A 23,703-nucleotide genomic window follows, 5' to 3' on the forward strand; every position below is an offset into this window, starting at 1 on the left:
ACTTCTCCATTCCGTGCTTGGCCATGCTGCCGCTCACCACTCTGCGAACGAGCCGTCGGGGTGCCGCCATACCGGACCGCGCCACGCGTGGCCCTGTTTGTCGGCGGCACGGACCACCGCTTCGTCGATCTCGATGCCCAGGCCGGGCCCGGTCAGCCGCTCGATGTGGCCGTCCACGAACTTCAGGGGTGATTTATCCACCACGTAGTCGAGGACTTCCGCGCCCTGGTTGTAGTGGATGCCGATGCTCTGCTCCTGGATCAGGAAGTTGGGCGTCGCGAAGCCCACCTGCAGGCAGGCGGCCAGGGCCAGCGGGCCGAGCGGGCAATGCGGGGCCAGCTGGACCTCGTAGACCTCGGCCAGGGAAGCAATCTTGCGGACCTCCGTGATGCCGCCGGCATGCGAGAGGTCAGGCTGCGCCACGGCGATTCCCGCCTGCAGTGCGGGCAGGAACTCCTGCCGGCTGTACAGCCGCTCCCCGGTGGACACCGGGGTGGTGGTGGAGGAGGTGAATTCGCGCAGCAGGTGGGTGTTCTCCGGAACCACGGGTTCCTCGAGGAAAAACGGCCGGTACGGCTCCAGGAGCGGCGCCACGCGGCGCGCGTTGGCGAGGCTGAAGCGGCCGTGGAAGTCGACGGCCACGTCCCGGTGGTCCCCCAGGACTTCCCGGGCGGCAGCCACTCGGCGGACCACGCCGTCGAGCTCTGCCACCGAGGCTACCGGGCTCATCCGGCCGCTGGCGTTCATCTTGACCGCGGTGAGTCCGACTTCCAGCTGGGCGCTGATCTGGTCGGCCACCTCGTTGGGCTCGTCGCCGCCCACCCATCCATACATCCGGATCCTGTCGCGGACCGGGCCGCCCAACAGCTGGTGCACGGGGGCGTTGAAGTGCTTGCCGGCGATGTCCCACAGCGCCTGGTCCAGCCCGGACACGGCGCTGGCCAGGATGGGGCCACCGCGGTAGAAGGAGCCCTTGGTCATGACCTGCCAGTGGTCCTCGATCCGGAGGGCGTCCTGGCCGATCAGGAGCTCGGAGAGCTGGTCGACGGCGGTGCGGACGGTTTCGCTGCGGCCCTCGCAGCTTGCCTCTCCCCAGCCGGCGATCCCGCTGTCGGTCTCGATGCGGACGAACAGCCAGCGCGGCGGGACGAGGAAAGTTTCTATTCTGCTGATGCGCGTCACGGTGTATCCCTAGCCCTTGGTGGCGCCGGCGGTCATGCCGGACACGATGTATTTCTGCGTGAAGAGCGCGATGATCATGATCGGGATGGTCACCACGGTCGCCGCGGCCATCAAGCCGCCCCAGTCGATGCTGGCGTAGGAGACGAAGTCGAAGATGGCCACGGGCAGGGTCTTCGTCTTCGAGCCGGACAGGACCAGGGCGAACATGAAGTTGTTCCACGAGAAGATGAAGGACAGGATCCCGGCGGTGGCCATGCCGGCCACGGACAGCGGCAGGGTGATGCGGCGGAACGCGCCGATCGGCGTGAGTCCGTCCACCTGGGCCGACTCCTCGAGTTCCAGCGGCAGCGAATCGAAGTAGCTCATCATGATGTACACGATCAGCGGCAGGGCGACGAACATGTGGCTGAGGATCAGCACCTCGAAGCCGCCCACCATCTTCAGGTTGGAGAAGACGTAGTACCAGGGCACCAGCAGGGAGACGCCGGGGATAACGCGGGCCATCAGGACCACCAGCGCCGAGCGGTGCATGGTGAAGCGGCTCATGGCATAGGCGGCCGGAACGCCCAGGACCAGCGACAGGGCCGTGGACACGAAGGCCACCCAGAAGCTGTTGAAGATGAAGACGAAGTAGTTGTTGCGCTGCAGCACGTTGGCGTAGTTCTCGCCGGTGGGCGTGAACAGGAAGGACTTGCCGGCGTCGTAGATGTCCACGTTGGTCTTGAAGGAGGCCAGCAGCATCCAGAAGAGCGGCGCGATGAGGAACAGCACGACCGCGATCAGGGCGACCACGCGGAAGGTCTTGTAGGCGCGGCTACGGAGCGGCTTCCTGCGGCGGGTTGCTGCCGGCCGCTGCCTCACCGGCGCCTGTGGTTCAGTGTTCTCGTGCAGGAGGGTCATTTGCTTACCGCTTTCTTGCGCATGGTCAGCAGCCACATGGAGCCAATGATGATCATGAAGAACAGGATCAGCACTGCGGAGGACAGCCCGTACTGGTTGTAGTCGAAGCTCAGTCCGTAGGCGTACACGTTCAGGGTCTCCACCTCGTGGAAGGAACCGCCGCCCTTGCCTTTGGTGGCGTAGAGGATGTCGAAGGTCTTCAGCGCGTCAATGCCGCGGAGCAGGATGGCCACGATCACGGTGGGCATCATCAGCGGCAGTGTGACGTAGAAGAAGCGCTGGAGTGCGCTGGCGCCGTCCATGCGGGCGGCCTCGTCCGGCTCGTCGGAGAGGGCGGTCAGGCCGGCCAGGAGGATGAGGACCACCATAGGTGTCCACTGCCAGACGTCCATGAAGATGGTGGTGGGCAGGGCCGAATCCTGCCCGGAGAGCCACGGCTGCGGCGGAATGCCCACGAGGCCCAGCAGCTGGTTGGCGAAGCCGATGTTCGGGTCGAAGATCAGGCGCCACATCATGCCCACGGCAACGGGAGTGGCCACGAGCGGCAGCAGAATGGCCACGCGCACCCACTTTTCGCCGCGGAACGGACGCCAGAGGAGCAGGGCGATGCCCATGCCGAGGATGATTTCGCAGGCCAGGGCCACGAGGGTGAAGGACATCGTGCGGCCCACGGCCGGCCAGAAGCGTTCGGTATCGGTGAGGACCGTGAGGTAGTTTTCGAGGCCCACGAAGTCCGAGGCCGCGCGGACCGAGCCCTGGGAGTCCGTCAGGCTCAGGTAGAGGGTCCACGCGAGCGGGAAGATAATGAGGACGCCCACGAAGATCATGGCGGGCGCTGCGAACAGCCACTTCCGGTGGCGGTTGGCCCAGGCGGAGAAATTCTCCTGGGCGTTGGCCGTTCGACCGGAGGTCCGGGCAGGGGTCAGTACAGACATGGTTCACCTAAGAAGTTGGGGGTGAAAGTGTTTGCGGGCGACGGCGGGACAACAGCCGGGCGGGTATCCCGCCGTCGCGCTTCAGTTACTTGTTTTCGTCGTCCAGGAACTTCTGGAAGGCTCCGTTGGCGGCGTCCGCCGCGGCCGATGAGTCTGCCCCGGTGATGGAGGCGACGATCGGTTCGCCGACGATTTCACGTGCCTTACCCACCGTGATGACCTGCGGGCGGTCGTGGCCCACGCCGTTTTCAGCGCTCATGGCGATGGCTGCGGCCAGGTCCTTCGGGTAGGTGGAGGTGCCGGCCGGGTCGGCCCAGACGGAGGCGCGGGGTCCCGGGACGCCTGCCTTTTGCGCTTCGAGGGTGCGCTCCTTGCTGGTGGCCCACTGGATGAACTTCCAGGCATTGTCCTGGTTGGCCGAGGCCTGGTTGACGGCGAGGCCCCACGACGGGATGTTGTACGGCTTGGAGCCGGCGGGTCCGGCCGGCAGCGGTGCGAAGCCCACGGTGTCAGCCACCTTGGACTTGGCGGGGTCCGTGGCGTTCTTGTAGAGGGAATCCGCTTCCGTGTAGAAGGCGGCCTTGCCCTGGGTGAAGATCGCCATCGCCTCGGGCCAGCTCATGTCCGTGCTGACGTTCTTGGGGCCGTAGTTCTTGATGAGGCCGCCGTAGAAGGCGTAGGCCTTTTTCGCTTCCTCGCTGCCGACGGCTGACTTGCCGCTTTCGTCGGTGAAGTCGCCGCCGAAGCTGTACAGGAAGCTGGAGAACTGCGTGACGGCAGCCGACTTGCCGGTGCGGGCCACGAATCCCGCGGTGCCCGGCGAGGATGCGGCGATCTCCTTGGCCGCTGCCTCAAGCTCGTCCATGGTCTTGGGTACTTCGAGGCCTGCGGCCTTGAGCAGGTCCTTGCGGTAGTAGAGGACCTCCCGTTCGGTGATGATCGGGACACCCATCACCTTGTCCTCGTAGGTCGAGGCCGTGACGGGTCCTTCCTGGTAATCCTTCCAGTTCCAGCCCGCATCCTCCGAGACCTTGCTGGTCAGATCGGCGAGGTAGCCGTTCTTGGCGAAGGCCTTGCCCTCCTGGAGCGGACGGTACATCATGACGTCGATTTCATCGCTGCCCGCGTTGAGCTTGACGTTGTACTGGTCAGAAAGCTGGTCTTCGCCGAGCTGGGTCAGCTCCACCTTCAGGCCTGTGGACTTCTCAAATTCGGGAACAGCGGCCTTGATCCCCTCTGTCCAGACATGGTTGGCGAGGGTGACCCGGACAGTCTTGTTGCCCTCGGATTCGGTGCTTCCGCCGCCACCGCAGGCGGTCAAACCCATGGAGAGGGCCGCGGCGACGGCCGCATACTTCATTACTGAACGTCGCTTCATTACGACTCCTTGACTCAGGGCCGGAGATCATCCGGCCATCCGCAAACGCATCTTTGCACTCGCTCCGCCAGCGATCATGGCAAATAAGGCGGACTTAAACAACCCCTCATCTGCAAGCCGTATGATTTATTTATGCAAACTCCAATGGCGGAGCACCCCAAAGATTCGCCCGCGTCGTTTCTGGAACGGTTGGGCCTGGCTATTGCCGACGGCACGATCGCCCCGCACACGGTGCTGCGTATCGACGAGCTGGAAGCCGAGCACAAGGTGGCCCGGTCGGTGGTCCGCGAGGCGACGAAGGTGCTTTGTTCCATGGGCATGCTGGAATCCAGGCGCAGGCTCGGAACCGTTGTCCAAGGGGAGGAACGCTGGAATCTCTACGATCCCCAGGTCATCCGCTGGCGCCTGGCTTCCCCTGGCCGGCTTGACCAGCTGCGCGCGCTGAACGAACTTCGCGGCGCGGTAGAGCCGCAAGCCGCGCGGCTCGCCGCGGAGCGCGTTTCGCTGGAGGGCGGAAGCGAGCTCGTGTCCCTGGCTGCCAGGCTTTGGGCCGCCGGGCAGGGCGACAAGCAAGACGAGTTCCTCACCCTGGACATCGAATTCCATGCTGCGGTGCTCAGGGCGTCAGGCAATCCGATGTTCTCCCAGCTGCATAACCTGGTGCGCGAGGTTCTCTCCGGCCGCACGGAACACGGCCTGATGCCGCATCTTCCGCACCACGAAGCGCTGCAGCTGCATGTGGACGTGGCGAGCGCCATCCAGCGCGGCGAAGCCGAAGCCGCGCACGCCGCCATGAGCAGGATCGTGGAACAGTCCACTGAGGAAATGGGGGACATCTGGTCCCAGCACCACCCCCACCGAGCGCGAACGGACACTTAAGGCCCCGTACCAGGGCCCGCAAGTGTCCGTTCGCGCTCAGTCTTCGCTGGGTGTGGTGCGGTTCGAGTGGTAGTTCCGCCAGCTGTGTTCGGGCGCGAATCCGAGGAGCCTCTTGGCCTTGTCGATGGAGAGCATGGTCTCGTGCTCCCCCAGCTCCTTGGTCACCTCGACGTCGGGGAACACCTCCGCGGCCAGGCTGGCGCTGGAGCGGCTCATCACGGTGTCCTCATTGGCGATGATGAACGCCTCGAACCCGGGCTTGCCGTTCTCCAGGGCCTTCGCCACCGCCTGGGCACCATCGCGCCCGTCTATGTATCCCCAGAGGTTCCACTTGCGCAAGGTGGCGTCGGAGTCGAAGGACGGGAAGTCCTCGTAATCCTCGGGGTCCATGACGTTGGAAAACCGCAGCCCGGTGATGCTGAGCTCCGGGTCCCACCGCGTCATTTCGATTGCCATCTGCTCCTCCAGGTGCTTCACCAGCGAGTAGGTGCTCTCCGGCCGCGCCGGATACTCCTCGTCCACCGGGATGTAGGGAGGGTCGACGTCGAACGGCAGTCCCAGCACCGTCTCGCTGGAGGCGTATACGACTTTTTTGATGCCGGCCCTGCGGGCCGCCTGGAACACGTTGTACGTGGCCAGCATGTTGTTTTCGAACGTGGCGGCATCCGGCACGATCCCCGGCGCCGGAATGGCACCAAGATGGACGATCGCGTCAAAGCCCTGATGCCGGTCGTCCAGGCCAAGGACCACATCCAAGACCTGGCCGTAGTTCCGCAGGTCCACGATGGCCAGCGCGGGGCTCCTCTCGCCCGTCCGGTCCAGGTTCAGGACGGAATGACCGTCCTCCGTAAGCCTGCGGACTACGCTGCGCCCAAGTTTTCCGCTTCCGCCTGTTACCGCAATTCTCATGGTGCTCTCCTCTGGTTCGCCGTGGTCCCCAGCCTAGGCGGGAGGGTGCGCCGGCGCAGTCAAAATGCGCATCAAACTGGTGTATATAATTTCTCGGTACGGTTTAGCAGAAGGCCGTTGGATAGTTTGTTCGATCCGGCTCTTTGCTGCCGCTACCCGCTCCCCTTCCGTGGTATGCGCTGCGCCGCCGGCTCGTCTTGACCTGAGCGAAACGGTACTGGGAATCGTGGCCAGCGAGTCGACCGCAAAATTTGAAACGTCAATCACGGAGCACCTGAATGAGATGGTGCTCGCCAGCCCGGATGTGGAGGCATTCCTCCACGAGCTTGCCCGGGTTTCCGCCCGCAGCCTCTCCGAGCCCGGCGACGAAGTCCTGTGCGGCATCACACTCCTGCGGCACCGCAAAGCCGCCACCGTGGCAAGCAGCACCCCTGAGGCCCAGGCCATGGACGAGATCCAATACGACTTTGGTGACGGACCCTGCATGACCGCCTCACGCGAGCAAGTGACCGTCCATATCCCCGATCTCGAAGGGCATGCCCGGTGGCCGCAGTATTCCCGTACGGTGCTGGGCCAGGGCGTGCGTTCCATCCTGGCGATCCCCTTCCAGCTTGAGGGCGAGACGCGCGCCGCACTGAACCTCTACTCGCACCGCCCCGGCAGGTTTGAGGGACGTGTCCTGGACCTTGCTGAGGACTTTGTCACCCAGACGTCCATGGCACTGCGACTCGCGGTGCGGTTTGCCCACTACAGCGAGGCAGCCGCAAATCTGAAGGCCACGCTGGAGTCGCGGACGGTGATCGATGTCGCCATCGGTGTCATCATGGCCCAGAACCGGTGCAGCCAGGAAGAGGCATTTCAGCTGCTGAAAGCCGCCTCCAGCACACGGAACACCAAGCTCCACAGCGTCGCGTCGGCGATCGTCGATTCGCTCGGCCAGGGGCCCGCAAAGACCCACTACGAGGGCTAGGTTCAGTACTCTGCACCCGGCGACCGCAGTCCGGGCAGGAACTCCTTCGGCAACTTCGCAACCGGGATGATGACCAGGTCCTGCACCTTCCAGTCGAGCCCGGCGCAGGCTTTGCGTGCCTCCTCCAGGGTTTCCAGGGACGGAACGGCGCCCCCGGCCGGGACCACAAAGGACTCGATGTGGAAAACATGCCCCTCATCGCGGATGCGTGAGGCGGCCTCGCTGACCCAGGGAAGACCCTTCAGGTAGATGTCGATCCGCCGGTTGAGGGGGTCCGGTGCGGAGTCGTCCACGGTATGGGCCCGGGTGTCGATCAGCGCCCCCACAGCACCGCGAAGATTCTTCACTCCGTCGCGGAGAATGCTCACCGATATCAGGAGGGCGGCTGCGTAGTCTGCCCACCAAAGGCCGACACCGATGCCGAGAACGCCTACGGCCGCCGCCCCCGCGGTCATCCAGTCGGCTTTATTCATGTCCGCATCGGCGTAGAGCACTTTGTCATGGAGCTTTTCGGCGAGTTTGATCTTGACCCGCCCCAAATACACCGGAGGGCCCGCGGTAAGCAGCATCGCCCCGACCATCAGCCAGCCCAGCCAAATGGTGTGCCCGAACAGCTCGATGCCGCCAATCGTCGGGTGTTCCGCGCTGAGCAGGCCCGCGCCGGAATCGACAATCAGGAAGGAGCCCATGGCCACCAGTGCCACCGCGGCAACAAGGTGGGCAATCCCCACCGAGCGGTGATATCCGTACGGATGCTTCTCCGTCGGAGGCCTGCGAATCAGCCGGGCGGCCAGCAGGAAGGCGATGGGCGGCAGGAAGGAGAGGAGGTCTTCGATCCATGCAGCCTTCATGGCTTGGGAATTGCCCAGCACCAGGAATACGAGGGCGGTGGAAACCGTCAGGAACGCCAGGGTGATCCATTCGAACCTGATCGCCTTTTCCAGCGCGTCTTTTTGCTCCTCGGGCAGTTCGGTGTTGCCGAACTTGCCGGCAGTATCCGTGCGGCTCATGCCTGCACGTCCTGTTCCAGGAGAAAGCGGTCCAGGGCCAGCAGGAAGCCGTTCTCGCCCAGCGGCACCAGGAGCACGTGCTTCACGGTCTTGCCGTAGGCGTCCTTCGACTCCGTGTACGGGCGCGTGGTTCCTGCATGCGTGGTCCACGGCGTGTCGGCAGCAAAACCGCCGATCACCAGGTCCAGGTCGCCCTCCTTGAGCGCCTTCGTCAGCTCCTGCTCGCTCCCTGCGACCCATTCGGGCGTGGCGCTGATGGAGGAGGCAAAGGAGCGCACCAGACCTGGTTCGAGGCCCCGGGGTTCCTGTCCGTCACTGATACTGGCCCACTTGCCGTTGTCCGTGACACCCACCCGCAGGGTTCCCCCCGAGACCCGTTCCAGGGTGCCGTCCGGGTCTCCGGGCATTGAAAGTCCGCACCCGCCCAGCCCTCCGGCCAGGATGACGACGGCGAATAGCATCGCCATGCGCCGAATTACGGCATGTCTGATCCACTGCACTGCGTCCCTCTCGTCGACCCGGCCTGCATACGGACCGCCGGCGCGACCGCATGCAGGTCGACTCTATCCAACGCAGGCCCCAAGGCTCCGGGATACGCACTGACGCGCTGGGCTTTACTCCTGGGCGGCGGAACCAAATCCGGGCGAGGGCGCGGCACCGCGTGAAACCCGGATCTTCCGGGCTCCGGCCGCGGGCTCTTCGGGCAAGGGGATACGGACCTCCAGGATGCCGTCAGTGTATGAGGCGCGGATGTCTTCCTGGCTGACGGGACCGGGCAGGCTCACGGTGCGGGCAAACGTGCCGTAGCGGAACTCGGATCGGTAACCGTCTTTATCCTTGTGCTCGGCTTTTTCCTCATGCCGGACCGAAATTTCCAGCTGGTTGCCCGCCAGGGTGATGTCGACGTCGTTGTCCGGATCGATTCCCGGGACCTCCGCCTTGACCACCAGGTCACCGCCCTCGCGGTATTCCTCCACGCGGAGCCAGGAGTCCAGATCTCCTTCCAGGAACCGGCGGAACGGCTCCGGGAACTCAACACCGGCACGGCGGAGAATGTTGGCCATCGCTGTTACCTCCTGTCTGTGTCCGGCCCTGTTTTGGCATGAGAGCGGAGGGGCCGGGATGCTTCCAACACCAATAAGCTACGCCGGGCGCAGCCGCTTGTTAAGGCTCCTTCCGGCACATGCCGGAGCCCATCCCGCTGGCTTCCTTGGGAACAGCCGGGGAGAACCTGGTGGAAACCCTGGGGTTGCCCCGCGCGGGGACCATGCTGCTTCCCTCACCCCCCAATTCCTGCGCTGCCCGCCGGATTGTGGGGATGGCACGCCGAGATTTTCACAGGTGCGCGGCAGGATATTTGGTGCTGTCCGGCACTGAAGCCCCTTGAAGGAGAGCCCCGATGAAGAAGCTGTTACTCCTGGGTCTTCCCGCGATCGCCATCGCCGGGCTGCAGGTGTGGAGCCAGGCTTTGGCTGAGCCGGCACCGGCGCACATTCCGGGCATCGTGGTGCCCAACATGCAGGGCGCCAGCCCGGCCACCGGCCACCGTGCATTCGACGACGGGCCCGGATTAAGGGACAGGCAAGAAGGCGCGGCGTCACTGACCGGCGCCGACAACCGTGGAGTCCGTGATGGCCGCTAGTGCCCCCGGCCGGGAGGACCAGACCGTGCTGCGCCAGCAGGTTATTGACCTCATCCTGGACATCATTTCAGCCACAGATCCCCAGTCAGAGGTCAGGCTAAGGCTTCTGCGCCATCTCGCTGCCCACCCCGGCCGCCCTGAGCAGGCGCTACTGTGCCACCTGTTTGAGAACTCGCGGCGCCCCTTGGTCTTCAGCCGCGTTCCCGAGCAAAGCTAAGTAGCCTTATGATTTATTCGGCTGCCGTTAAGGGACGGCGCCGGTGCTGCCGGGCAAAACGCTCAGCGGGGAACTCGGATGGGGCTGGAAGTATGAAGGATTCGCTCGGCCGCAGGGGCATGCGGTTACGCGTCGCCGCGGGGCTGGCGGCTGCGTGCCTCACCGTTGCCGCGTTCTCGGGCTGCGCTGCAGCTCCTGGCGACTTGGACCCGCAGACCGGCAGGGAACTGCAGGCACGGGTCCTGGCCGTCAGCACCGCGGCCGCCAACGCAGACCCCGCAGCTGGCCTGCGGACCCTTGATGAACTGGTGGACCATCTCACCCGGGCCGCGGCTGACGGGGAGGTCTCCTTCAAGCGTCACCAAAGCATCATGAAGGCGGTCGGAGCCGTCCGGGCAGACCTCCGCGCGGCGATGGCCGCGAAGGCCGCCGCATCCAAAGCCGCGGCGGAGAAAGCGGCAGCGGCGGCGGAGAAGGTGGCCGCCGCAGAAGCAGAAGCAGAAGCAGCAGCAGCAGCAGCAGCAGCAGCAGCAGCTCAGGAAACCGCCGTTCGCCCGGCTCCGGCCACCCTGGCTCCCCCGCCGTTGCCGTCCCCCGCACCGGACAACGAAAACGGCGGCAAAGGCCCAGGCGACAGCCCGGGCAATGGGTCAGGGAAGGGCAAAGGAAAGACGGGGGGGGGTGAGGACATCAACCGCAGGTGGCAGCGGATCGCCCGGAGCCGCAGCTCGCGCCTCAGCTCCGGTGGTGGGCGATCAGCCAGCCGGCCATCTGCTGGGCGCGTTTGGACGCCAGGAAGTCACCCTCCGTGGCGGAAATGATGGAGCCCTTCATCAGGATGTGCCAGGAGCGGGCGAACTCCTCCGTGTCGCGCAGGCCGGCTTCTTCGGCAAGCGCCTTGAGATGGCCGCGGATCCGGGCAAGGTAGCCGATGCTGGCTTCCCCCAGGGGATGTTCCGGTCCCATTTCAAGCAGGACGTTGATGAAGGTGCAGGCCTCGAAGTCGTCGCGCTGGAACCAGTCGCCAAACACGTCGAAAATGGCCAGGAGGCGTTCCTCCGGAGTGTTGCCCCTCCGCCTGGCTTCGGCAACGATGAGGTCCACGGTCCACACCTGGTCGCGAAGGGCCAGGAAGGCAAGAACGAGCGCATCTTTGGAGGGGAAATGCCGATAGAAGGTGGATTTTGCCACGCCGGATCGCTCGATCAGCTCGTTGATCCCGACGTCGCGGATCCCGCGGCGGGAGAAGAGCTCGTAGGCAGTGGACAGTATCCGGTGCAGGGGTTCGTTCTGACCGGCACGTACCCCCTGGGGCAGCAACGTGCCCTCTGTTGATTCAGGTGCGTTCATCAAGAAAATACTCTACCGTGGGACTGGCCGAGACAGACCTGTCTGTCCTATTGTTTTATCAACATGACGCAGCGCCCGGAACCCATCCGGGGACGCTGCAGCAGAGGTTACTGCAATGGAGCAGAGATAGGAGTGCACTGATGGACGATGACGACATCCGGGCAGTAGAGGAAGCGGTTGCCACGCTGGAAACCGCCAACGCAGAGCACGAGCCTGCCGCAGTGACACTGCAGACAGCGGTGGCAGCAGCGGTGACGCACGGCAAACCGATACGCGAAGTGGCTGCGGCAGCCCACATGACGGCTCTTGAAGTACTCGACGCCGCGGACGCGGTGACCTATCCCCAGCAGGTGCTCCAGCCCTGGGCATGAGCCGGCAATCCTGATCCGATCCTGAGGATATCCCGCGCTAAGCCTGATCCTCCCGCGCCATCCTGAATGCAACAGCCCGGGGCAAAAAGTTTCCCCGGATCGCACGCATCAGGATGCAAGGAGGCGGGGCCGCCATGAACAGCTCAGCATCTCTCGGAGGTGTGGCCAAGGCATGGGGCGCGGTTGAGGTTCCTGCGTCTGCGGATTTCCACCGGCTGGGACTCGCAGGCTGCATCGACCGGCTGACCGGACCATTGCGCCGCCAGGGCACCTGCGTCCACTGGGAGACGCCGCGCCACGGCCTGGAGATCTCGGCCAGTTGCGCAACATTGCTGTACCGGTCAGCGCAGGAGGCCCTCAACAATGCATTCAGGCACGCCCATGCCACTGATGTGACGGTCCGGCTCACGGCCGTCTTCCACGGCATCCGTCTGACCATTGCCGATAACGGCAACGGATTCGGCCAGCGTTCAACGGACCGCACGGGGCCCGACAATGCGTCCCTCCTGGCCAACACTGCCGACGACGGCGACAGCGGGCTTCGGACGATGTCCGCTGCGATACAGGATGCCGGCGGAACGGTCGCCATCTCTTCGGAACCTGGAGCGGGTACCGAGGTCACCGTCACGATCCCACTGGACTGACCCGGGCCCGGCCTCGCCAGGTCCGGCCTGGCCTAGGATTCATTCCATGACTATGCCAAACGCCCAGTCGGCTGTGTCCCGGGCCTTCGACTCCCCGGACATCCGGCAGGCCGTCGCAGACCTGCGCCTCCGCTTGGCCGACGGTTCGCGCCTCCTGCTGGGCGTGGCCGGCGCCCCCGGTGCCGGCAAGTCCACGTTCTCCGCCTCGCTCGCAGATTTCTTCGGCCCCGGAGCGGCGCTGGTGGTTCCCATGGACGGCTTCCACCTGGGAAACGCCGTCATTGACGGCACGCCGCTGAGGCAGCGCAAGGGCGCTCCGGACACCTTCGACGTCGGCGGGTACTTCTCGCTGTTGCAGCGGCTGGCGCGGCGGGACGAGGACGTTGTCTACGCACCGGATTTCCGCAGGTCCATCGACGAGCCGGTGGCCGCATCCATAGCTGTCCCGGCCTCAGTGCCGCTCATCATCACTGAAGGGAATTATCTGCTGGCCGAGAACCCCGCGTGGCAGCGGGTGCGGTCGCAGCTGGATGCGGTGTGGTTCATCGACACTCCCCCGGCGCTGCGACTCTCCCGCCTCGTGGAGCGGCATATGGTCTTCGGCATGGACCGGCCTGCAGCCGAAGCCTGGGCGAACGGGTCCGACGAAGCGAACGCTCGGCTGATAGAAGCAACCCGGGACCGGGCCGACCGGGTGATCCTTTGGCGCTGACGCCGGGCGGGCGAAGCGGCTAGCGAACTAGCAGGCTACTCTTCCTCGGCGTCCCACAGCCCGGATTCGTCCGCCGCCTCTTCCGGCTTGTGCCCGGAGTCCGCCGCGCCGCTGCCCACATAGCCCGCGGGCACGGTACCGGCGCCCTGGGTCAGCTGCTCCTCACGGATATTGTGCGCAGAGCCCGCTTCGGGATGTGGCTGCGGGGCCTCGACGGCGTCGGGGTCGCCAGGGCCCTGGAGGCCAGCGGATTCGTGCGTCGGCTTGTTGGGGTCGGTCATGGAACTGCCTTTCACTCTGGACTGCAGATCGTCCACCCTCCGGCGGGCTGCGCCGCAACGGAGCGATTCACTCCAGGTCCGCGGCACAGCAAGCCCAGTCTATGTGCCGGGGCGGGTGACCACGCGGGATCCGGCAGGCGAAGATGCCGGAGCCCTAGCGCCGGCGCACCCTTTCCCCCTTCGGCTGCCACCCGAGGGCCGGTGCCACTTGCGTGGCGATGGTCTCCAGCATTTTCGTGTTGTATGCCACGCCCAGCTGGTTCGGAACAGTCAGCAGGAGGGTGTCCGCGGACTGCACGGCGGCATCCGCTGCCAGATCCGCGGCAACGGCGTCAGGCTCGCCAGCATAGCTTTTTCCGAAGCGGGACAGGACTCCATCCAGCGCGCCCACCTGATCCCGGCCCTCCCGCAGTGCACTGAGTCCGAAATAGCGGCGGTCCTCCTCATCGGCCAGGGGCAACACGCTCCGGCTGACCGAAACGCGGGGTTCTCGGACGTGGCCGGCGGCCGCCCACGCCTCACGGAACATCGCGATCTGCTCGGCCTGCAGTTCGTCAAAGGGCGCGCCCGTGTCCTCTGTCAGCAGCGTGGAGCTCATCAGGTTCATCCCGAGTTCGGCGGCCCAGACAGCAGTCTTGCGGGTTCCCGCGCCCCACCAGATCCGCTCGCCCAGCCCTTCGGACCTAGGCTGGATCGGCAGCAAGCCGGTTGCCCCGCCGGCATACCGCGGGTCCGCTTCCACCACCCCGGCACCGGCCACAGCCCTCCGGAAGTCGGCTGCGTGGCGGCGCGCCATGTCCGCGTCCGTCTCGCCCTCGCGCGGGACATAGCCGAACGCGGCGGCACCGTTCCTCGCTGGCTCGGGTGAGCCCCGGCTGATGCCAAGCTGCAGCCGTCCGCCACTGATGAGGTCCGTGGCCGCGGTTTCCTCCGCCATGTACAAGGGATTTTCGTATCTCATGTCCACCACGGCGGTGCCCACTTCGATCCGGCTGGTACGGGCGGCGATGGCCGCGAGCAGCGGGAACGGCGACGCCTGCTGCCGGGCGAAGTGGTGCACGCGGAAAAATGCGCCGTCAAGGCCCAGTTCCTCTGCGGCGACCGCCAGGTCGATCCCCTGCAACAGGGCGTCACGTGCTGTTCGCGTGTGGGATCCCTGGACGGGGCCCCAGTGGCCAAACGATAGGAAGCCGATACGTTTCATGCCTGCTCCAACGTTCCCGCGGGCACTGCCATTCCTCCCCGAACGAGCCGCACGCGCATCCCGGCCGGATAGGTTGGTATCACCGCTTGAGGACGTCCGTTCTCACGAGACCGAAGGGAATGCTGATATGGCTTACATCACCGTTGGACAGGAAAACAGCACCGACATCGAGCTCTACTACGAAGACCACGGAACCGGCCAGGCTGTCGTCCTGATCCACGGCTACCCGCTGGACGGATCCTCCTGGGAGAAGCAGACCGCCGCCCTGCTTGATGCCGGGTACCGTGTCATCACCTATGACCGCCGCGGATTCGGGAAATCCAGCAAGCCCACCACCGGCTACGACTACGACACGTTCGCCGCCGACCTCAACACCGTCCTCACCAGCCTCGACCTGAATGACACCGTGCTGGTCGGCTTCTCCATGGGCACGGGCGAGGTTGCCCGCTACCTCTCAACGTTCGGCTCGGCACGCGTATCCAAGGCCGCCTTCCTCGGGTCGCTGGAACCGTACCTCCTGCAGGCCGACGACAACCCCACCGGTGTCCCCCAGTCAGTATTCGACGGCCTGACCGAGGCGGTCACAGCGGACCGCTACGCCTTCTTCACCGAGTTCTTCAAGAACTTCTACAACAGCGACACCTTCCTGGGAACGCCGCGCCTCAGTGAAGAGTCTGTCAGGGCAAGCTGGAATCTTGCCGCCAACGCGGGCGCCTTTGCCTCAGTGGCAGCCCAGCCCACCTGGCTCACCGACTTCCGCGCCGACATCCCCAAGATCGACGTTCCCTCGCTGATCCTCCACGGCACCGCGGACAACATCCTGCCGATCGATGCCACCGGCCGGGAGTTCACCAAGGCCCTCCCGGACGCGGAGTATGTGGAAATCGAGGGCGCTCCGCACGGCCTCCTCTGGACGCACGCCGCTGAGGTCAATGAGGCGCTGCTCAGCTTCCTGAACACGTAGCGCCCGGACGTGGTGGACGACGGCGGGACCCCGCCGTCGGTCCGCACCTCAGGCAACCCCTAATGGTTACAATTTTTGCAAAAACAATCGCTCACCTTCACTTAGGGGGTAAAATTCTGAATTACCGGATTCAAGGAGTTGCCTTGAAAATGAATCCGGCTCCGAGCCCGCTTGCTACAGCAGGCGGACGATCATAATGCGGCAGAAGTGGTTGATAGGTCTCCACGCGCCACGTGATCGGCTAGTGCTGCCCGACCCCAGATAACACGCGCATCGCTATGCAGGAGCAAAACAATGACCATCACCTCACCAACCCGGCGCCCCCTCGCAGCCAAGCTCGCACTGGTCTCAACGGTTTCCTTGGGACTGGTTGCCGGTCCCGTCGCCTTCGCGGGCCCCGCCAGCGCCGCCCCGTCCTATTCAGAACGGGTTAACTGTTGGGTGGAAGCCAAGAAACCGGACCTCATCAAGATCCACAAAGAGGGGTACCACAAGTTCGCCAGGGTGGACTTCTCCTTCAAGATCAAGTGCGACAAGAATGTCAAGGTGCATTGGCAGCAGTGGATCGTGAAGGAAACGAAGCACGGCTACGACCGCATCAAGTACCGGGACGGTGACGTCCGGGTCCATAAGAACGACGTTGTACACGAGAGCACCAAGGCCCGTGTCGACAAGGACCGCAAGGACGATTACGTCAAGGTACTTCATGTTGTGAAGATCACCTTTGACAAGGACAAGGACGGCAAGGGCAAGTGGTCCAAGGGGTCCGACGTTGACAAGAGCCGGACGCTGACGATCGACTTCAAGAGGGGCTACTAACCGACAGTCATATCAAGCTAAGCAGGAACTACGGCGGCACCGCGGTGCCGCCGTAGTTCTGCGTTCTTGGGGTGGTGGCGTTAGAAGGACCCCGTTGTGAAGGTCCAGCTGTACGTCGCCAGGCTGTTGCCGGCGAGGTCGCGGATGGCTGCCGGCCCCCCGGTGACGGTCACTCTGTAGCTGGTCTTGGCGGCCAGCGTGGCCGACGGGTTCAGGATCCACTGGTTGGTGGTTCCGTAACGGGACACCGTCGCGGCCACCGTCGTGCCCGTAGCGGTGTTCTTCATGAAGATCGAGCCCGTGCCCGCACCCTGGACGGGCTCGCTGAAGGTCACCGCGATGTTGTTGGCCCGCCGCACCAGCGCTGCCCCGGGCCGCGGGGTCACGCTCGTGATGACCGGCGCCGGGCCGGTGGTGAATGTCCAGCTGGTACCCGTCAACGGAGTGCCTGCCGCGTCCCGGATGGCTGCCGTGCCGCCGATGAGGGTGGCGGTATATTTCGTGTCACTCAGTAGGGTGACTGCCGGATCAAGCGTTGCCGTCCGCGTGGTTGCGCTGTACGTGACGGCCGCGGGAATAACCTGCCCGCTGGCGCTTTTCACCAGGAAAGTGCTGCCGGTGACTCCCTGGACGGCCGTGCTGAAGGTGGCGGTGATGTTGCTTCCGACAGCAACGCCGGTGCTGCCGGCCCCCGGAGTCCGTGCCGTGACCGTAGGGGCCGCCGCGGTGGTGAAGGCCCAGCTCTCGGAGACCAGGGGCGTGCCCGCCGTGTCGCGGATGGCGGAGGCGCCGCCCGTCAGCGTTGCGGTGTACTTCTGCGACGCTGCCAGGACCGTTGACGGACGCAGCGTGGCCATCCGGAGTGTCGCGTCGTAGGTAACTGTCGCGGTGACCACCGTCCCGGCCTGGTTTTTCAGGAAAAAGGTGGCAACGCTGACACCCTGAACCGCCCTGCTGAAGGTGGCAGTCACCGGACTCGCCACACCAATTGCGGTGGCGTTGGCGGCCGGCGTACGGGCGGACACCGTCGGGGCGGAGAGTGTGCCCGCCGACGGGTCCGAGAACAGCAGTCGGTTCGGTGTGCCTGCACCGGCAGCCGCGATAACTGCGGGCGTTGCGCCGGAGAGCAGACGGGATGCCACCGCTGCGGGACTCAGTTCAGGAGAGCGCGACAGAACGGCAGCCGCCGCGCCGGCCACGTGCGGAGTGGCCATGGACGTTCCGCTCATGGAAGCCGTCGCTGTGGTCGAGGCGATACCGGCGGAGGTGATTGCCACACCCGGCGCGTACAGGTCAACGCAGGCGCCGAAGTTGGAAAAGGCCGCCTGCCGGTCCGAGGCGTCACTGGCGGCCACCGTGAGCGCATCCGGCACCCGGGCAGGGGAACTGCTGCAGGAATCGACGGCGGAGTTGCCTGCCGCAGCGGCCACCGTGACTCCGTCGTTGATCAGGCCCTGCACTGCCGCGTCCACCATGGCGCTGGCGGTGCCGCCGAGACTGAGGTTGGCCACGGCAGGTGTTCCGGCGTGGTGGTGGGAGGCCACCCACTCGAGGCCGGCGATGACATCGGAATTGAAGCCGGAGCCTGCGCAGTCCAGGACACGCACGGGAATCACCGTGGCCGCCTTGGCAACGCCGTAGGTTTTGCCCGCGACAGTCCCAGCCACGTGCGTTCCGTGGCCGTTGCAGTCCCCTGTTCCGCGGCCGTCAGCCACGGCCGTCCATCCCGCGGCGACCCGGCCCGCTAATTCCGTGTGCGACGCGAGGACACCGGAGTCGACCACGTATGCGTTCACGCCGGCGCCGGCAGCGGCAGAGGTGTAGGACCCGGAAAGGGGCAGGGCGCGCTGGTCGATGCGGTCCAGGCCCCACGGTGCCGCCTGTTGGGTTTCGGCGGTCTTCACGGGGGCGTCGATTTCGACCGCCGCCACGTGCGCGGAGCGCTTCAGCTCCGCGGCCTGGGCGGGCGTCGCCGTCACCGCGGCGCCGCGCAGCGCTTTCGAGAATGTGCGGCTGACGGCGATGCTCCGCGAGCGCAGGCTCCGGGCCTCCTGTGCCACATCTGTCCCGGACGCAAAGCGCACCAGGTAGCGGACCGTGCCGGACTGGGGTGCCGCGGCGTTGGGGTTCGAAGTGGAGCCGGCCTCCGGAGTGGCCGCGGTTCCGGCGGGGGTCCCCGTGGCCGTTACGGCGAGAGCCGTGAGGAGCAGAGCGGCCAGGGCAGGGCGGGCAGAAAGCGGAGGGCGAATTTTGGGCTTCCTTGGAGGAGTGGGTCCGGTGGGAGAGAACCAAAGGTTGGTTGTTCCAGTGTATTTTCGCGTTCCGGGCTGGTGGCCAGAGGTGTCTTAAAGCTTGGGCGATCCTCAGAATCTTGGGCATAAACCGGGGAAAATCCGGCACAATCCTGCGCTTTTGCCCGCCGCAGCCTGAAGGCAGCCCGCCCCACCGCGTGCTCCTGCCGGCTAGATCCAGTTGTTGCGTTTGAAGGTGGCGTAGAGGGCCAGTCCCATGCCGACCATGAGGCTGACGGCCATGGGGTATCCGAACACCCAGTCGAGCTCAGGCATGGTCCGGAAGTTCATGCCGTAGATGGTGCCGATGAGGGTCGGAGCGAAGAGGATGGCCGCCCAGGCTGAGATCCGTTTGACCTGCTCGCTCTGCGCGAAGCTGGACTCGGTGAGGCGGCGCATTTCGTCGTTCTGCCGCTGCGCGACCAGGGCAGCGTTGACAGCGAGCGCGTTCTGGAGGAGGGCGCGGAAGGACGAGATGCGGTCATTCAGCCGCAGGACATGGTCAAGGACGTCCCTGAGGTGGTCCTGCAGCTCGGGACCCGGGTGATGGTCCGGCGTTCCTGCCATGAGTGCCCGAAGGATTCCTGCCAGCGGCCCGGTGGCGCGCTGGACGGTGATCACCTGGCGGGAGAGCTCATAGATCCGCCGGGACACGTCCGGATCGGCGCCGAAGAGGTCATCCTCGATTTCATCGATGTCGTTCTCCAGCCCCGTGGCGACGGGTTCATATTCGTCCACCACCTGGTCAAGGATGGCGTACAGCACAGCATCCGGACCCAGTGCGAGGAACTCGGGCTCGGATTCCATGCGCCGGCGCACCTTGGCGAGATCCGGTGATTCGGCGTGCCGGACGGTGACCACGAAGTCTGGCCCGATGAAGATATGGATTTCGCCGAATTCCACCTTTTCCACATCGTCCAGGTACCTGGCGGGGCGCAGGACCATGAACAGGGTGTCGCCGTAGTGCTCCAGCTTCGCACGCTGGTGTCCGCTCAGGGCGTCCTCGACTGCGAGCGGGCTGAGGTCAAACTCATCGGCCACCGAGCGCAGCTCAGGCGCATCCGGCCGGTAAAGTCCGATCCAGGCCATCCCCTGGCGCTGGCGCAGCAGGAAGTACGTCTCCTCAAGGCCCTCCGGATCCGCTGTCCGGCGGCCTGCCACATACACCGCGTTGTCGACAATGGTCACGGCCGCGACTCCTTCGTTGGACCGGCCGCCTTGCCTCGAGAACACGGCCTCGAGGACGCGCACTGACGGCGGAGGCAACGCAACACGGACTGCACGGCCCCCAGCGGGCCGAGCAGTCCGTGCCCGGCTTCCCCACCAGATACAGCCGGCTGCTACAAAACCGACTCTAGGCGCTGCACGGTGGGAAAACCTTGGGGGTGGCCGCCCCGCTCTCCGGAGGAGCGGTTAGGCGCGGCTGTTCACATGCGTGCGTGCTGTCCGCGGCTCGACGGCCGGCCGAACGATGCCGCCCCGAGGAATTCCACGGCGACGAAAGGCTCGGAACCGAGCACCCATTCGTCATGGCCCGGCGGAATCGCGTAGGTGTCGTTGGCACGGATGGTGGATTTGAGGCCGTCCGGCGTGGCGATCTCCAGCGTTCCGGAGATGCAGAAGCCGAGGTGGTTGTGCTGGCAGAATTCTGTCTTTTCCGTGGGCTTGGAGCACACGGACCATTGCCAGCCGGGGGCGAGGATCAGACGGGCGACGGAGTAGTCGTTCACGCTGACGAGATCCACCTCCGCCTTGTCCGGATACCTCTTCTTATCCGGCACGTCGAAGGATTTTACGGAGAAAGCAGTAACGAAATTAGCGGTCATGGGACGCTGCCTGGGACTAGGTTGAGACCTGAATTGTGGAGGCTCCGGAACGGAGACGAGCTGAGGGAGTGTGGATCGCCGGCCGTGGCCTGGCTGTGCAACAATCCACACTCTGCGGCTCCCCCCTCAGCGCACGCGCATCAACAGATCCATGTTGAAGTAGTACAACCGTAGTCCTCACCCGGCCGAAGTCAATGGGCAGGAAGCCGAGGCTACCGGCCGTAGATCTTGACGAAGTTCCGCAGGATCTTCATGGGCTCCGTCGCGGTGAAGGTCCTGGCCGCCGCCATCAGTTCCTCGGCGGACTCCGGCGGGAAGTATCCGGCGTGGCGGTAGATGTCGATCCGGGTGACAAGCCCTTCGGCGTCCAGTTCGGGGTGGAACTGGGTGGCATAGAGGTTCTGCTTGATCCGGAACATGTGCACCGGGCAAGCCGCCGAGCTCGCCAGCAGCACGGCGTGCGGGGGCGGCACGGTGCATGCTTCCTTATGGCCCGTGAAGGCCGTAAACTCCGCGGGCATGCCCGCCAGCAGCGGATCCTGCAGGCCCTCGGGACTCAGGCTGATGGTCACGCCGCCCAGCTGCTCCCCGTAGGTCCTGTCGATGACAGCACCCTGGTGACGGCCAAGCGTGCCGACGCCATAGCAGGCGCCCAGAAACGGGTAGTCCGCTTCCACGATCCGGTCCAGCAGTGCAGACAGTTCGCGCTCCACCCGGTGCTGGGTTTCAGACTTCTTTTCGGGAGGATCGCTCGAGGTGAACGGGCTGCCGCCCACGATGACTCCGGAGTAGTCTTCCAGCGACAGGTCCGGCAGCGGCGCCTGCTCCATCCGGATCCGCCGCAGCTGGCTCTCGTCCAGCCCCCCGTAGCGCAGGTATGCCTCGTACTCGTCCTCCGCCGCGGTGTCTTCAGCGCGGGATGCGAGCAGCAGAAAAGGTTTCATGGTCCTACTTCAGCAGTGCGACGTCGGAGACGAGGGTGATGTGTTCCAGCATGGCCGCTGCGGCGCCGCTGGGATCCTGAGCCCGGATGGCCTCGGCGATCTTCCGGTGCGAGGCCAGCGACTGTTCCGGCCGGCCGGGCTGGCCCAGGGATTCGAGGCGCGTCTCCAGGATCATCCCGGCAATGAAGGTCATGAGCTGGGCCAGCACGGCAGAGTGGGCCGCTGTGGTGACGGCCTGGTGGAACTGTTCGTCACCGTGCGCTCCCTTGGCTCCCGAGGCCACCTCTTCCGCCATGGCGTCCAGCGCCTTGTCGATCGCCTTCATGTCCGCCTCGGTGCGCCGGGCGGCGGCCAGCTCTGCAAGCTTGACCTCAAGTGTGCTGCGGGCTTCGACGATTTCCGGCAGACGGCTGCGGTGTTCGCGCAGGCCCTTGAGCACCGACGGAACGTTGGGCCGGTACACCAGCACCGCGCCGGTGCCGTGCTGGACATCGATCACGCCGAGGACTTCGAGGGCAACCAGCGCCTGCGCCAGTGTTGCCCGCGAGACGCCCAGCCGCTCGGCCAGGTCCCGCTCCGCAGGAAGGGTGTCTCCGGGCCCGAGCTGCGCGGACTCTATGAACTCCATGAGCTGCTCCACGAGCTGCTCATAGAGCCGGGGCCGCGAGACGCGGGATATCTGTTGCGTTGCTGACTTCCTGGGCATGCGCATCCTTCCGGCGACGTCCTCGGTCCAGCTTAGCGGAGGAGTATTGACAAAGTCACCTAGTGTCTAGGAGGCTAGGCCAGTGAGCCAGTAATCCACATCACACAAAACTCTCAATCCGGAGGAACAACGATGTCCGCTCCCGTCCTGTCCATCATCATCCTGGCGGTGATGTTCCTGCTGGCCACGGTGCTGCCCCTCAACATGGGCGCCCTGGCCTTCGTGGGTGCATTCCTGCTGGGCTCCGTGGTCCTCGGCATGTCCACCAGCGACATTCTTGCCAGCTTTCCCGGCGGCCTGTTCCTGACGATCGTCGGCGTCACGTATCTCTTCGCCATCGCCCAGAACAACGGCACCATCGACCTGCTGGTCCGCGGCGCCGTGCGGCTCGTGGGCAGCAAAGTGGCCCTCATCCCCTGGGTCATGTTCGCCATCACGGCCGTCATCACCGCTGTCGGGGCATTGTCACCGGCAGCCGTCGCAATCATTGCGCCGATCGCGCTGAGCTTCGCCGCGAAGCACAAAATCAACCCGCTGATGATGGGCATGATGGTCATCCACGGCGCCCAGGCCGGCGGCTTCTCCCCGATCGCCGTCTATGGCGTCACGGTCAACGGCATCATCGCCAAGACGGAGCTGGAGGCCAGCCCGATGGCCATCTTCCTCGCGAGCTTCATCTTCAACCTCGCCATCGCCGTGGTGCTGTTCATCGTCCTGGGCGGCAGCAAACTGCTCAGCACCAGGACCGGCCGGCTCGTGGAGCAGGCTGCAGAGTCCCGCATGGCGGTCAGCGTCGGCGCCCGGGCCGCCGGCGCCACCCCGCGGGACTGCGGCCCTGGCAGCACTCCCTCCGGCTCGGCAGGCAAGGAATCGTCCGGTTCCTCCCCGGCGGGCGGCCCGTCGGACGGCAGCCGTGCACGCGCCGGCGTTCCGCAGCTGGTGACCATTGCGGGCCTCATCGCGCTCGCCGTCATCTCGCTGGGATTCAAGGTTGACGTCGGCTTCGTCTCCATCACCATTGCCATCGTCCTGGCCCTCGTCTCGCCGGCCGCCCAGAAGGGTGCCATCAACAAGATCAGCTGGTCCACGGTCCTGCTCATCTGCGGCATGCTCACTTTCGTGGGCGTCCTCGAGGAAGCCGGCACCATCAAGTTCGTCTCCGACGGCGTGGCGCACCTCGGCATGCCCCTGCTGGCGGCCCTGCTGATCTGCTACATCGGCGCAGTGGTCTCTGCCTTCGCCTCGTCCACCGCCATCCTGGCGGCCCTCATTCCCCTGGCCGTTCCGTTCCTCGCCAGCGGCGAAATCGGCCCCGTCGGCGTCGTCGCGGCGCTGGCCGTCGCCTCCACGATCGTGGACGTCTCCCCGTTCAGCACCAACGGCGCCCTGGTGCTGGCAAACGCCCCCGAGGACGTGGACAAGGACAAGTTCTACAAGCAGATCCTGGCCTACAGCGGCATCGTCGTCGCCGCCGGCCCCGCCATCGCCTGGCTGGTCATGGTGGTCCCGGGCTGGATGTAGCCGAGACATCACCAGCAGCCTCCCCGCGCAAGAAAAGGAACATCCCCC

27 protein-coding genes are annotated in these 23,703 nt (G+C 65.4%); 10 read left to right on the forward strand and 17 right to left on the reverse strand.

Going from position 1 to position 23,703, the window contains the following annotated elements; genetic code table 11:
- Nucleotides 1–33: 33 nt before the first annotated feature.
- The 4 genes from dgoD to AC3A3W_RS19660 form a co-directional block, all read right to left on the reverse strand.
- On the reverse strand, nt 34–1,182 hold the full coding sequence (dgoD, locus tag AC3A3W_RS19645) for a galactonate dehydratase (RefSeq protein ID WP_487444802.1): 1,149 nt from the start codon (nt 1,180–1,182) through the stop codon (nt 34–36).
- 9 nt (nt 1,183–1,191) lie between these two features.
- Complete coding sequence (locus AC3A3W_RS19650) at nt 1,192–2,082, reverse strand: carbohydrate ABC transporter permease (RefSeq protein WP_487444804.1); 891 nt, start codon at nt 2,080–2,082, stop codon at nt 1,192–1,194.
- Nucleotides 2,079–3,017, reverse strand: coding sequence for a carbohydrate ABC transporter permease (locus AC3A3W_RS19655; RefSeq protein ID WP_487444805.1), 939 nt, complete (start codon nt 3,015–3,017; stop codon nt 2,079–2,081). The genes AC3A3W_RS19650 and AC3A3W_RS19655 overlap by 4 nt, the downstream gene beginning before the upstream one ends.
- Nucleotides 3,018–3,102: 85 nt before the next feature.
- Nucleotides 3,103–4,395 carry an ABC transporter substrate-binding protein gene (locus AC3A3W_RS19660; RefSeq protein WP_487444806.1) on the reverse strand — a complete coding sequence of 431 codons (1,293 nt, stop codon included), beginning with the start codon at nt 4,393–4,395 and terminating at the stop codon, nt 3,103–3,105.
- Nucleotides 4,396–4,527: 132 nt separating this feature from the next.
- On the opposite strand from AC3A3W_RS19660, the gene AC3A3W_RS19665 reads away from it, so the two are divergent.
- Nucleotides 4,528–5,274 (forward strand): FadR/GntR family transcriptional regulator, encoded by a 747-nt coding sequence (locus AC3A3W_RS19665; protein WP_487444807.1) that lies wholly within the window; start codon nt 4,528–4,530, stop codon nt 5,272–5,274.
- A 36-nt stretch (nt 5,275–5,310) separates the two neighbouring features.
- Here the strand turns inward: AC3A3W_RS19665 and AC3A3W_RS19670 are convergent, their stop codons facing one another.
- Nucleotides 5,311–6,183: an NAD-dependent epimerase/dehydratase family protein gene (locus AC3A3W_RS19670; RefSeq protein ID WP_487444808.1), complete on the reverse strand. Its 873-nt coding sequence runs from the start codon at nt 6,181–6,183 to the stop codon at nt 5,311–5,313.
- Between the two features lie 226 nt (nt 6,184–6,409).
- Here AC3A3W_RS19670 and AC3A3W_RS19675 point away from each other — a divergent pair, with 226 nt between their 5' ends.
- Nucleotides 6,410–7,153 carry a GAF and ANTAR domain-containing protein gene (locus AC3A3W_RS19675; RefSeq protein WP_487444809.1) on the forward strand — a complete coding sequence of 248 codons (744 nt, stop codon included), beginning with the start codon at nt 6,410–6,412 and terminating at the stop codon, nt 7,151–7,153.
- Nucleotides 7,154–7,155: 2 nt separating this feature from the next.
- On the opposite strand, the gene AC3A3W_RS19680 is transcribed toward AC3A3W_RS19675, so the two are convergent.
- The 3 genes from AC3A3W_RS19680 to AC3A3W_RS19690 all read right to left on the reverse strand — a co-directional run bounded on the left by AC3A3W_RS19680 (nt 7,156) and on the right by AC3A3W_RS19690 (nt 9,227).
- Nucleotides 7,156–8,163 carry a cation diffusion facilitator family transporter gene (locus tag AC3A3W_RS19680; RefSeq protein ID WP_487444810.1) on the reverse strand — a complete coding sequence of 336 codons (1,008 nt, stop codon included), beginning with the start codon at nt 8,161–8,163 and terminating at the stop codon, nt 7,156–7,158.
- Nucleotides 8,160–8,630, reverse strand: a complete 471-nt coding sequence (locus AC3A3W_RS19685; RefSeq protein WP_487444811.1) for an ABC transporter substrate-binding protein — start codon at nt 8,628–8,630, stop codon at nt 8,160–8,162. Before AC3A3W_RS19685 ends, AC3A3W_RS19680 begins: the two co-directional genes overlap by 4 nt.
- A 147-nt stretch (nt 8,631–8,777) precedes the next feature.
- Entirely contained in the window at nt 8,778–9,227 is a 450-nt protein-coding gene (locus tag AC3A3W_RS19690; protein ID WP_487444812.1) for an Hsp20/alpha crystallin family protein, read from the reverse strand.
- Nucleotides 9,228–9,562: 335 nt separating this feature from the next.
- Here AC3A3W_RS19690 and AC3A3W_RS19695 point away from each other — a divergent pair, with 335 nt between their 5' ends.
- Both AC3A3W_RS19695 and AC3A3W_RS19700 read left to right on the forward strand, forming a co-directional pair.
- Nucleotides 9,563–9,805, forward strand: coding sequence for a hypothetical protein (locus AC3A3W_RS19695; RefSeq protein WP_487444813.1), 243 nt, complete (start codon nt 9,563–9,565; stop codon nt 9,803–9,805).
- Nucleotides 9,795–10,022 (forward strand): hypothetical protein, encoded by a 228-nt coding sequence (locus AC3A3W_RS19700; RefSeq protein ID WP_487444814.1) that lies wholly within the window; start codon nt 9,795–9,797, stop codon nt 10,020–10,022. Before AC3A3W_RS19695 ends, AC3A3W_RS19700 begins: the two co-directional genes overlap by 11 nt.
- Before the next feature lie 125 nt (nt 10,023–10,147).
- Here the strand turns inward: AC3A3W_RS19700 and AC3A3W_RS19705 are convergent, their stop codons facing one another.
- Both AC3A3W_RS19705 and AC3A3W_RS19710 read right to left on the reverse strand, forming a co-directional pair.
- On the reverse strand, nt 10,148–10,384 hold the full coding sequence (locus tag AC3A3W_RS19705; RefSeq protein ID WP_487444815.1) for a hypothetical protein: 237 nt from the start codon (nt 10,382–10,384) through the stop codon (nt 10,148–10,150).
- 373 nt (nt 10,385–10,757) lie between these two features.
- Nucleotides 10,758–11,372, reverse strand: a complete 615-nt coding sequence (locus AC3A3W_RS19710) for a TetR/AcrR family transcriptional regulator (RefSeq protein WP_487444816.1) — start codon at nt 11,370–11,372, stop codon at nt 10,758–10,760.
- Between the two features lie 140 nt (nt 11,373–11,512).
- On the opposite strand from AC3A3W_RS19710, the gene AC3A3W_RS19715 reads away from it, so the two are divergent.
- The 3 genes from AC3A3W_RS19715 to AC3A3W_RS19725 all read left to right on the forward strand — a co-directional run bounded on the left by AC3A3W_RS19715 (nt 11,513) and on the right by AC3A3W_RS19725 (nt 13,099).
- Complete coding sequence (locus AC3A3W_RS19715; protein ID WP_487444817.1) at nt 11,513–11,743, forward strand: hypothetical protein; 231 nt, start codon at nt 11,513–11,515, stop codon at nt 11,741–11,743.
- Nucleotides 11,744–11,877: 134 nt separating this feature from the next.
- Nucleotides 11,878–12,387: a sensor histidine kinase gene (locus AC3A3W_RS19720; protein ID WP_487444818.1), complete on the forward strand. Its 510-nt coding sequence runs from the start codon at nt 11,878–11,880 to the stop codon at nt 12,385–12,387.
- Between the two features lie 46 nt (nt 12,388–12,433).
- A complete protein-coding gene (locus tag AC3A3W_RS19725) occupies nt 12,434–13,099 on the forward strand; it encodes a nucleoside/nucleotide kinase family protein (RefSeq protein WP_487444819.1) in 666 nt (221 codons plus the stop codon).
- A 35-nt stretch (nt 13,100–13,134) separates the two neighbouring features.
- Here AC3A3W_RS19725 and AC3A3W_RS19730 read toward each other — a convergent pair whose 3' ends face one another.
- Both AC3A3W_RS19730 and AC3A3W_RS19735 read right to left on the reverse strand, forming a co-directional pair.
- Complete coding sequence (locus tag AC3A3W_RS19730) at nt 13,135–13,380, reverse strand: hypothetical protein (RefSeq protein WP_487444820.1); 246 nt, start codon at nt 13,378–13,380, stop codon at nt 13,135–13,137.
- Nucleotides 13,381–13,534: 154 nt separating this feature from the next.
- Nucleotides 13,535–14,584 (reverse strand): LLM class flavin-dependent oxidoreductase, encoded by a 1,050-nt coding sequence (locus AC3A3W_RS19735; RefSeq protein ID WP_487444821.1) that lies wholly within the window; start codon nt 14,582–14,584, stop codon nt 13,535–13,537.
- A gap of 127 nt (nt 14,585–14,711) precedes the next feature.
- On the opposite strand from AC3A3W_RS19735, the gene AC3A3W_RS19740 reads away from it, so the two are divergent.
- On the forward strand, nt 14,712–15,548 hold the full coding sequence (locus AC3A3W_RS19740) for an alpha/beta fold hydrolase (protein WP_487444822.1): 837 nt from the start codon (nt 14,712–14,714) through the stop codon (nt 15,546–15,548).
- A 294-nt stretch (nt 15,549–15,842) separates the two neighbouring features.
- Entirely contained in the window at nt 15,843–16,367 is a 525-nt protein-coding gene (locus AC3A3W_RS19745; protein ID WP_487444823.1) for a hypothetical protein, read from the forward strand.
- Between the two features lie 80 nt (nt 16,368–16,447).
- Here the strand turns inward: AC3A3W_RS19745 and AC3A3W_RS19750 are convergent, their stop codons facing one another.
- The 5 genes from AC3A3W_RS19750 to AC3A3W_RS19770 form a co-directional block, all read right to left on the reverse strand.
- Nucleotides 16,448–18,427, reverse strand: a complete 1,980-nt coding sequence (locus AC3A3W_RS19750; RefSeq protein WP_487444824.1) for an Ig-like domain-containing protein — start codon at nt 18,425–18,427, stop codon at nt 16,448–16,450.
- A gap of 402 nt (nt 18,428–18,829) precedes the next feature.
- Nucleotides 18,830–19,846 carry a magnesium and cobalt transport protein CorA gene (locus tag AC3A3W_RS19755; RefSeq protein ID WP_487444825.1) on the reverse strand — a complete coding sequence of 339 codons (1,017 nt, stop codon included), beginning with the start codon at nt 19,844–19,846 and terminating at the stop codon, nt 18,830–18,832.
- A 239-nt stretch (nt 19,847–20,085) separates the two neighbouring features.
- Nucleotides 20,086–20,484 carry a cupin domain-containing protein gene (locus tag AC3A3W_RS19760; protein WP_487444826.1) on the reverse strand — a complete coding sequence of 133 codons (399 nt, stop codon included), beginning with the start codon at nt 20,482–20,484 and terminating at the stop codon, nt 20,086–20,088.
- A 212-nt stretch (nt 20,485–20,696) separates the two neighbouring features.
- Complete coding sequence (locus AC3A3W_RS19765; RefSeq protein ID WP_487444827.1) at nt 20,697–21,428, reverse strand: glutamine amidotransferase; 732 nt, start codon at nt 21,426–21,428, stop codon at nt 20,697–20,699.
- 4 nt (nt 21,429–21,432) lie between these two features.
- Nucleotides 21,433–22,134, reverse strand: a complete 702-nt coding sequence (locus AC3A3W_RS19770) for a FadR/GntR family transcriptional regulator (RefSeq protein WP_487444828.1) — start codon at nt 22,132–22,134, stop codon at nt 21,433–21,435.
- 132 nt (nt 22,135–22,266) lie between these two features.
- On the opposite strand from AC3A3W_RS19770, the gene AC3A3W_RS19775 reads away from it, so the two are divergent.
- Entirely contained in the window at nt 22,267–23,655 is a 1,389-nt protein-coding gene (locus tag AC3A3W_RS19775) for an SLC13 family permease (protein ID WP_487444829.1), read from the forward strand.
- The last annotated feature ends 48 nt before the right edge of the window (nt 23,656–23,703 follow it).

This window comes from Arthrobacter sp. Soil_N43 (assembly GCF_057655195.1).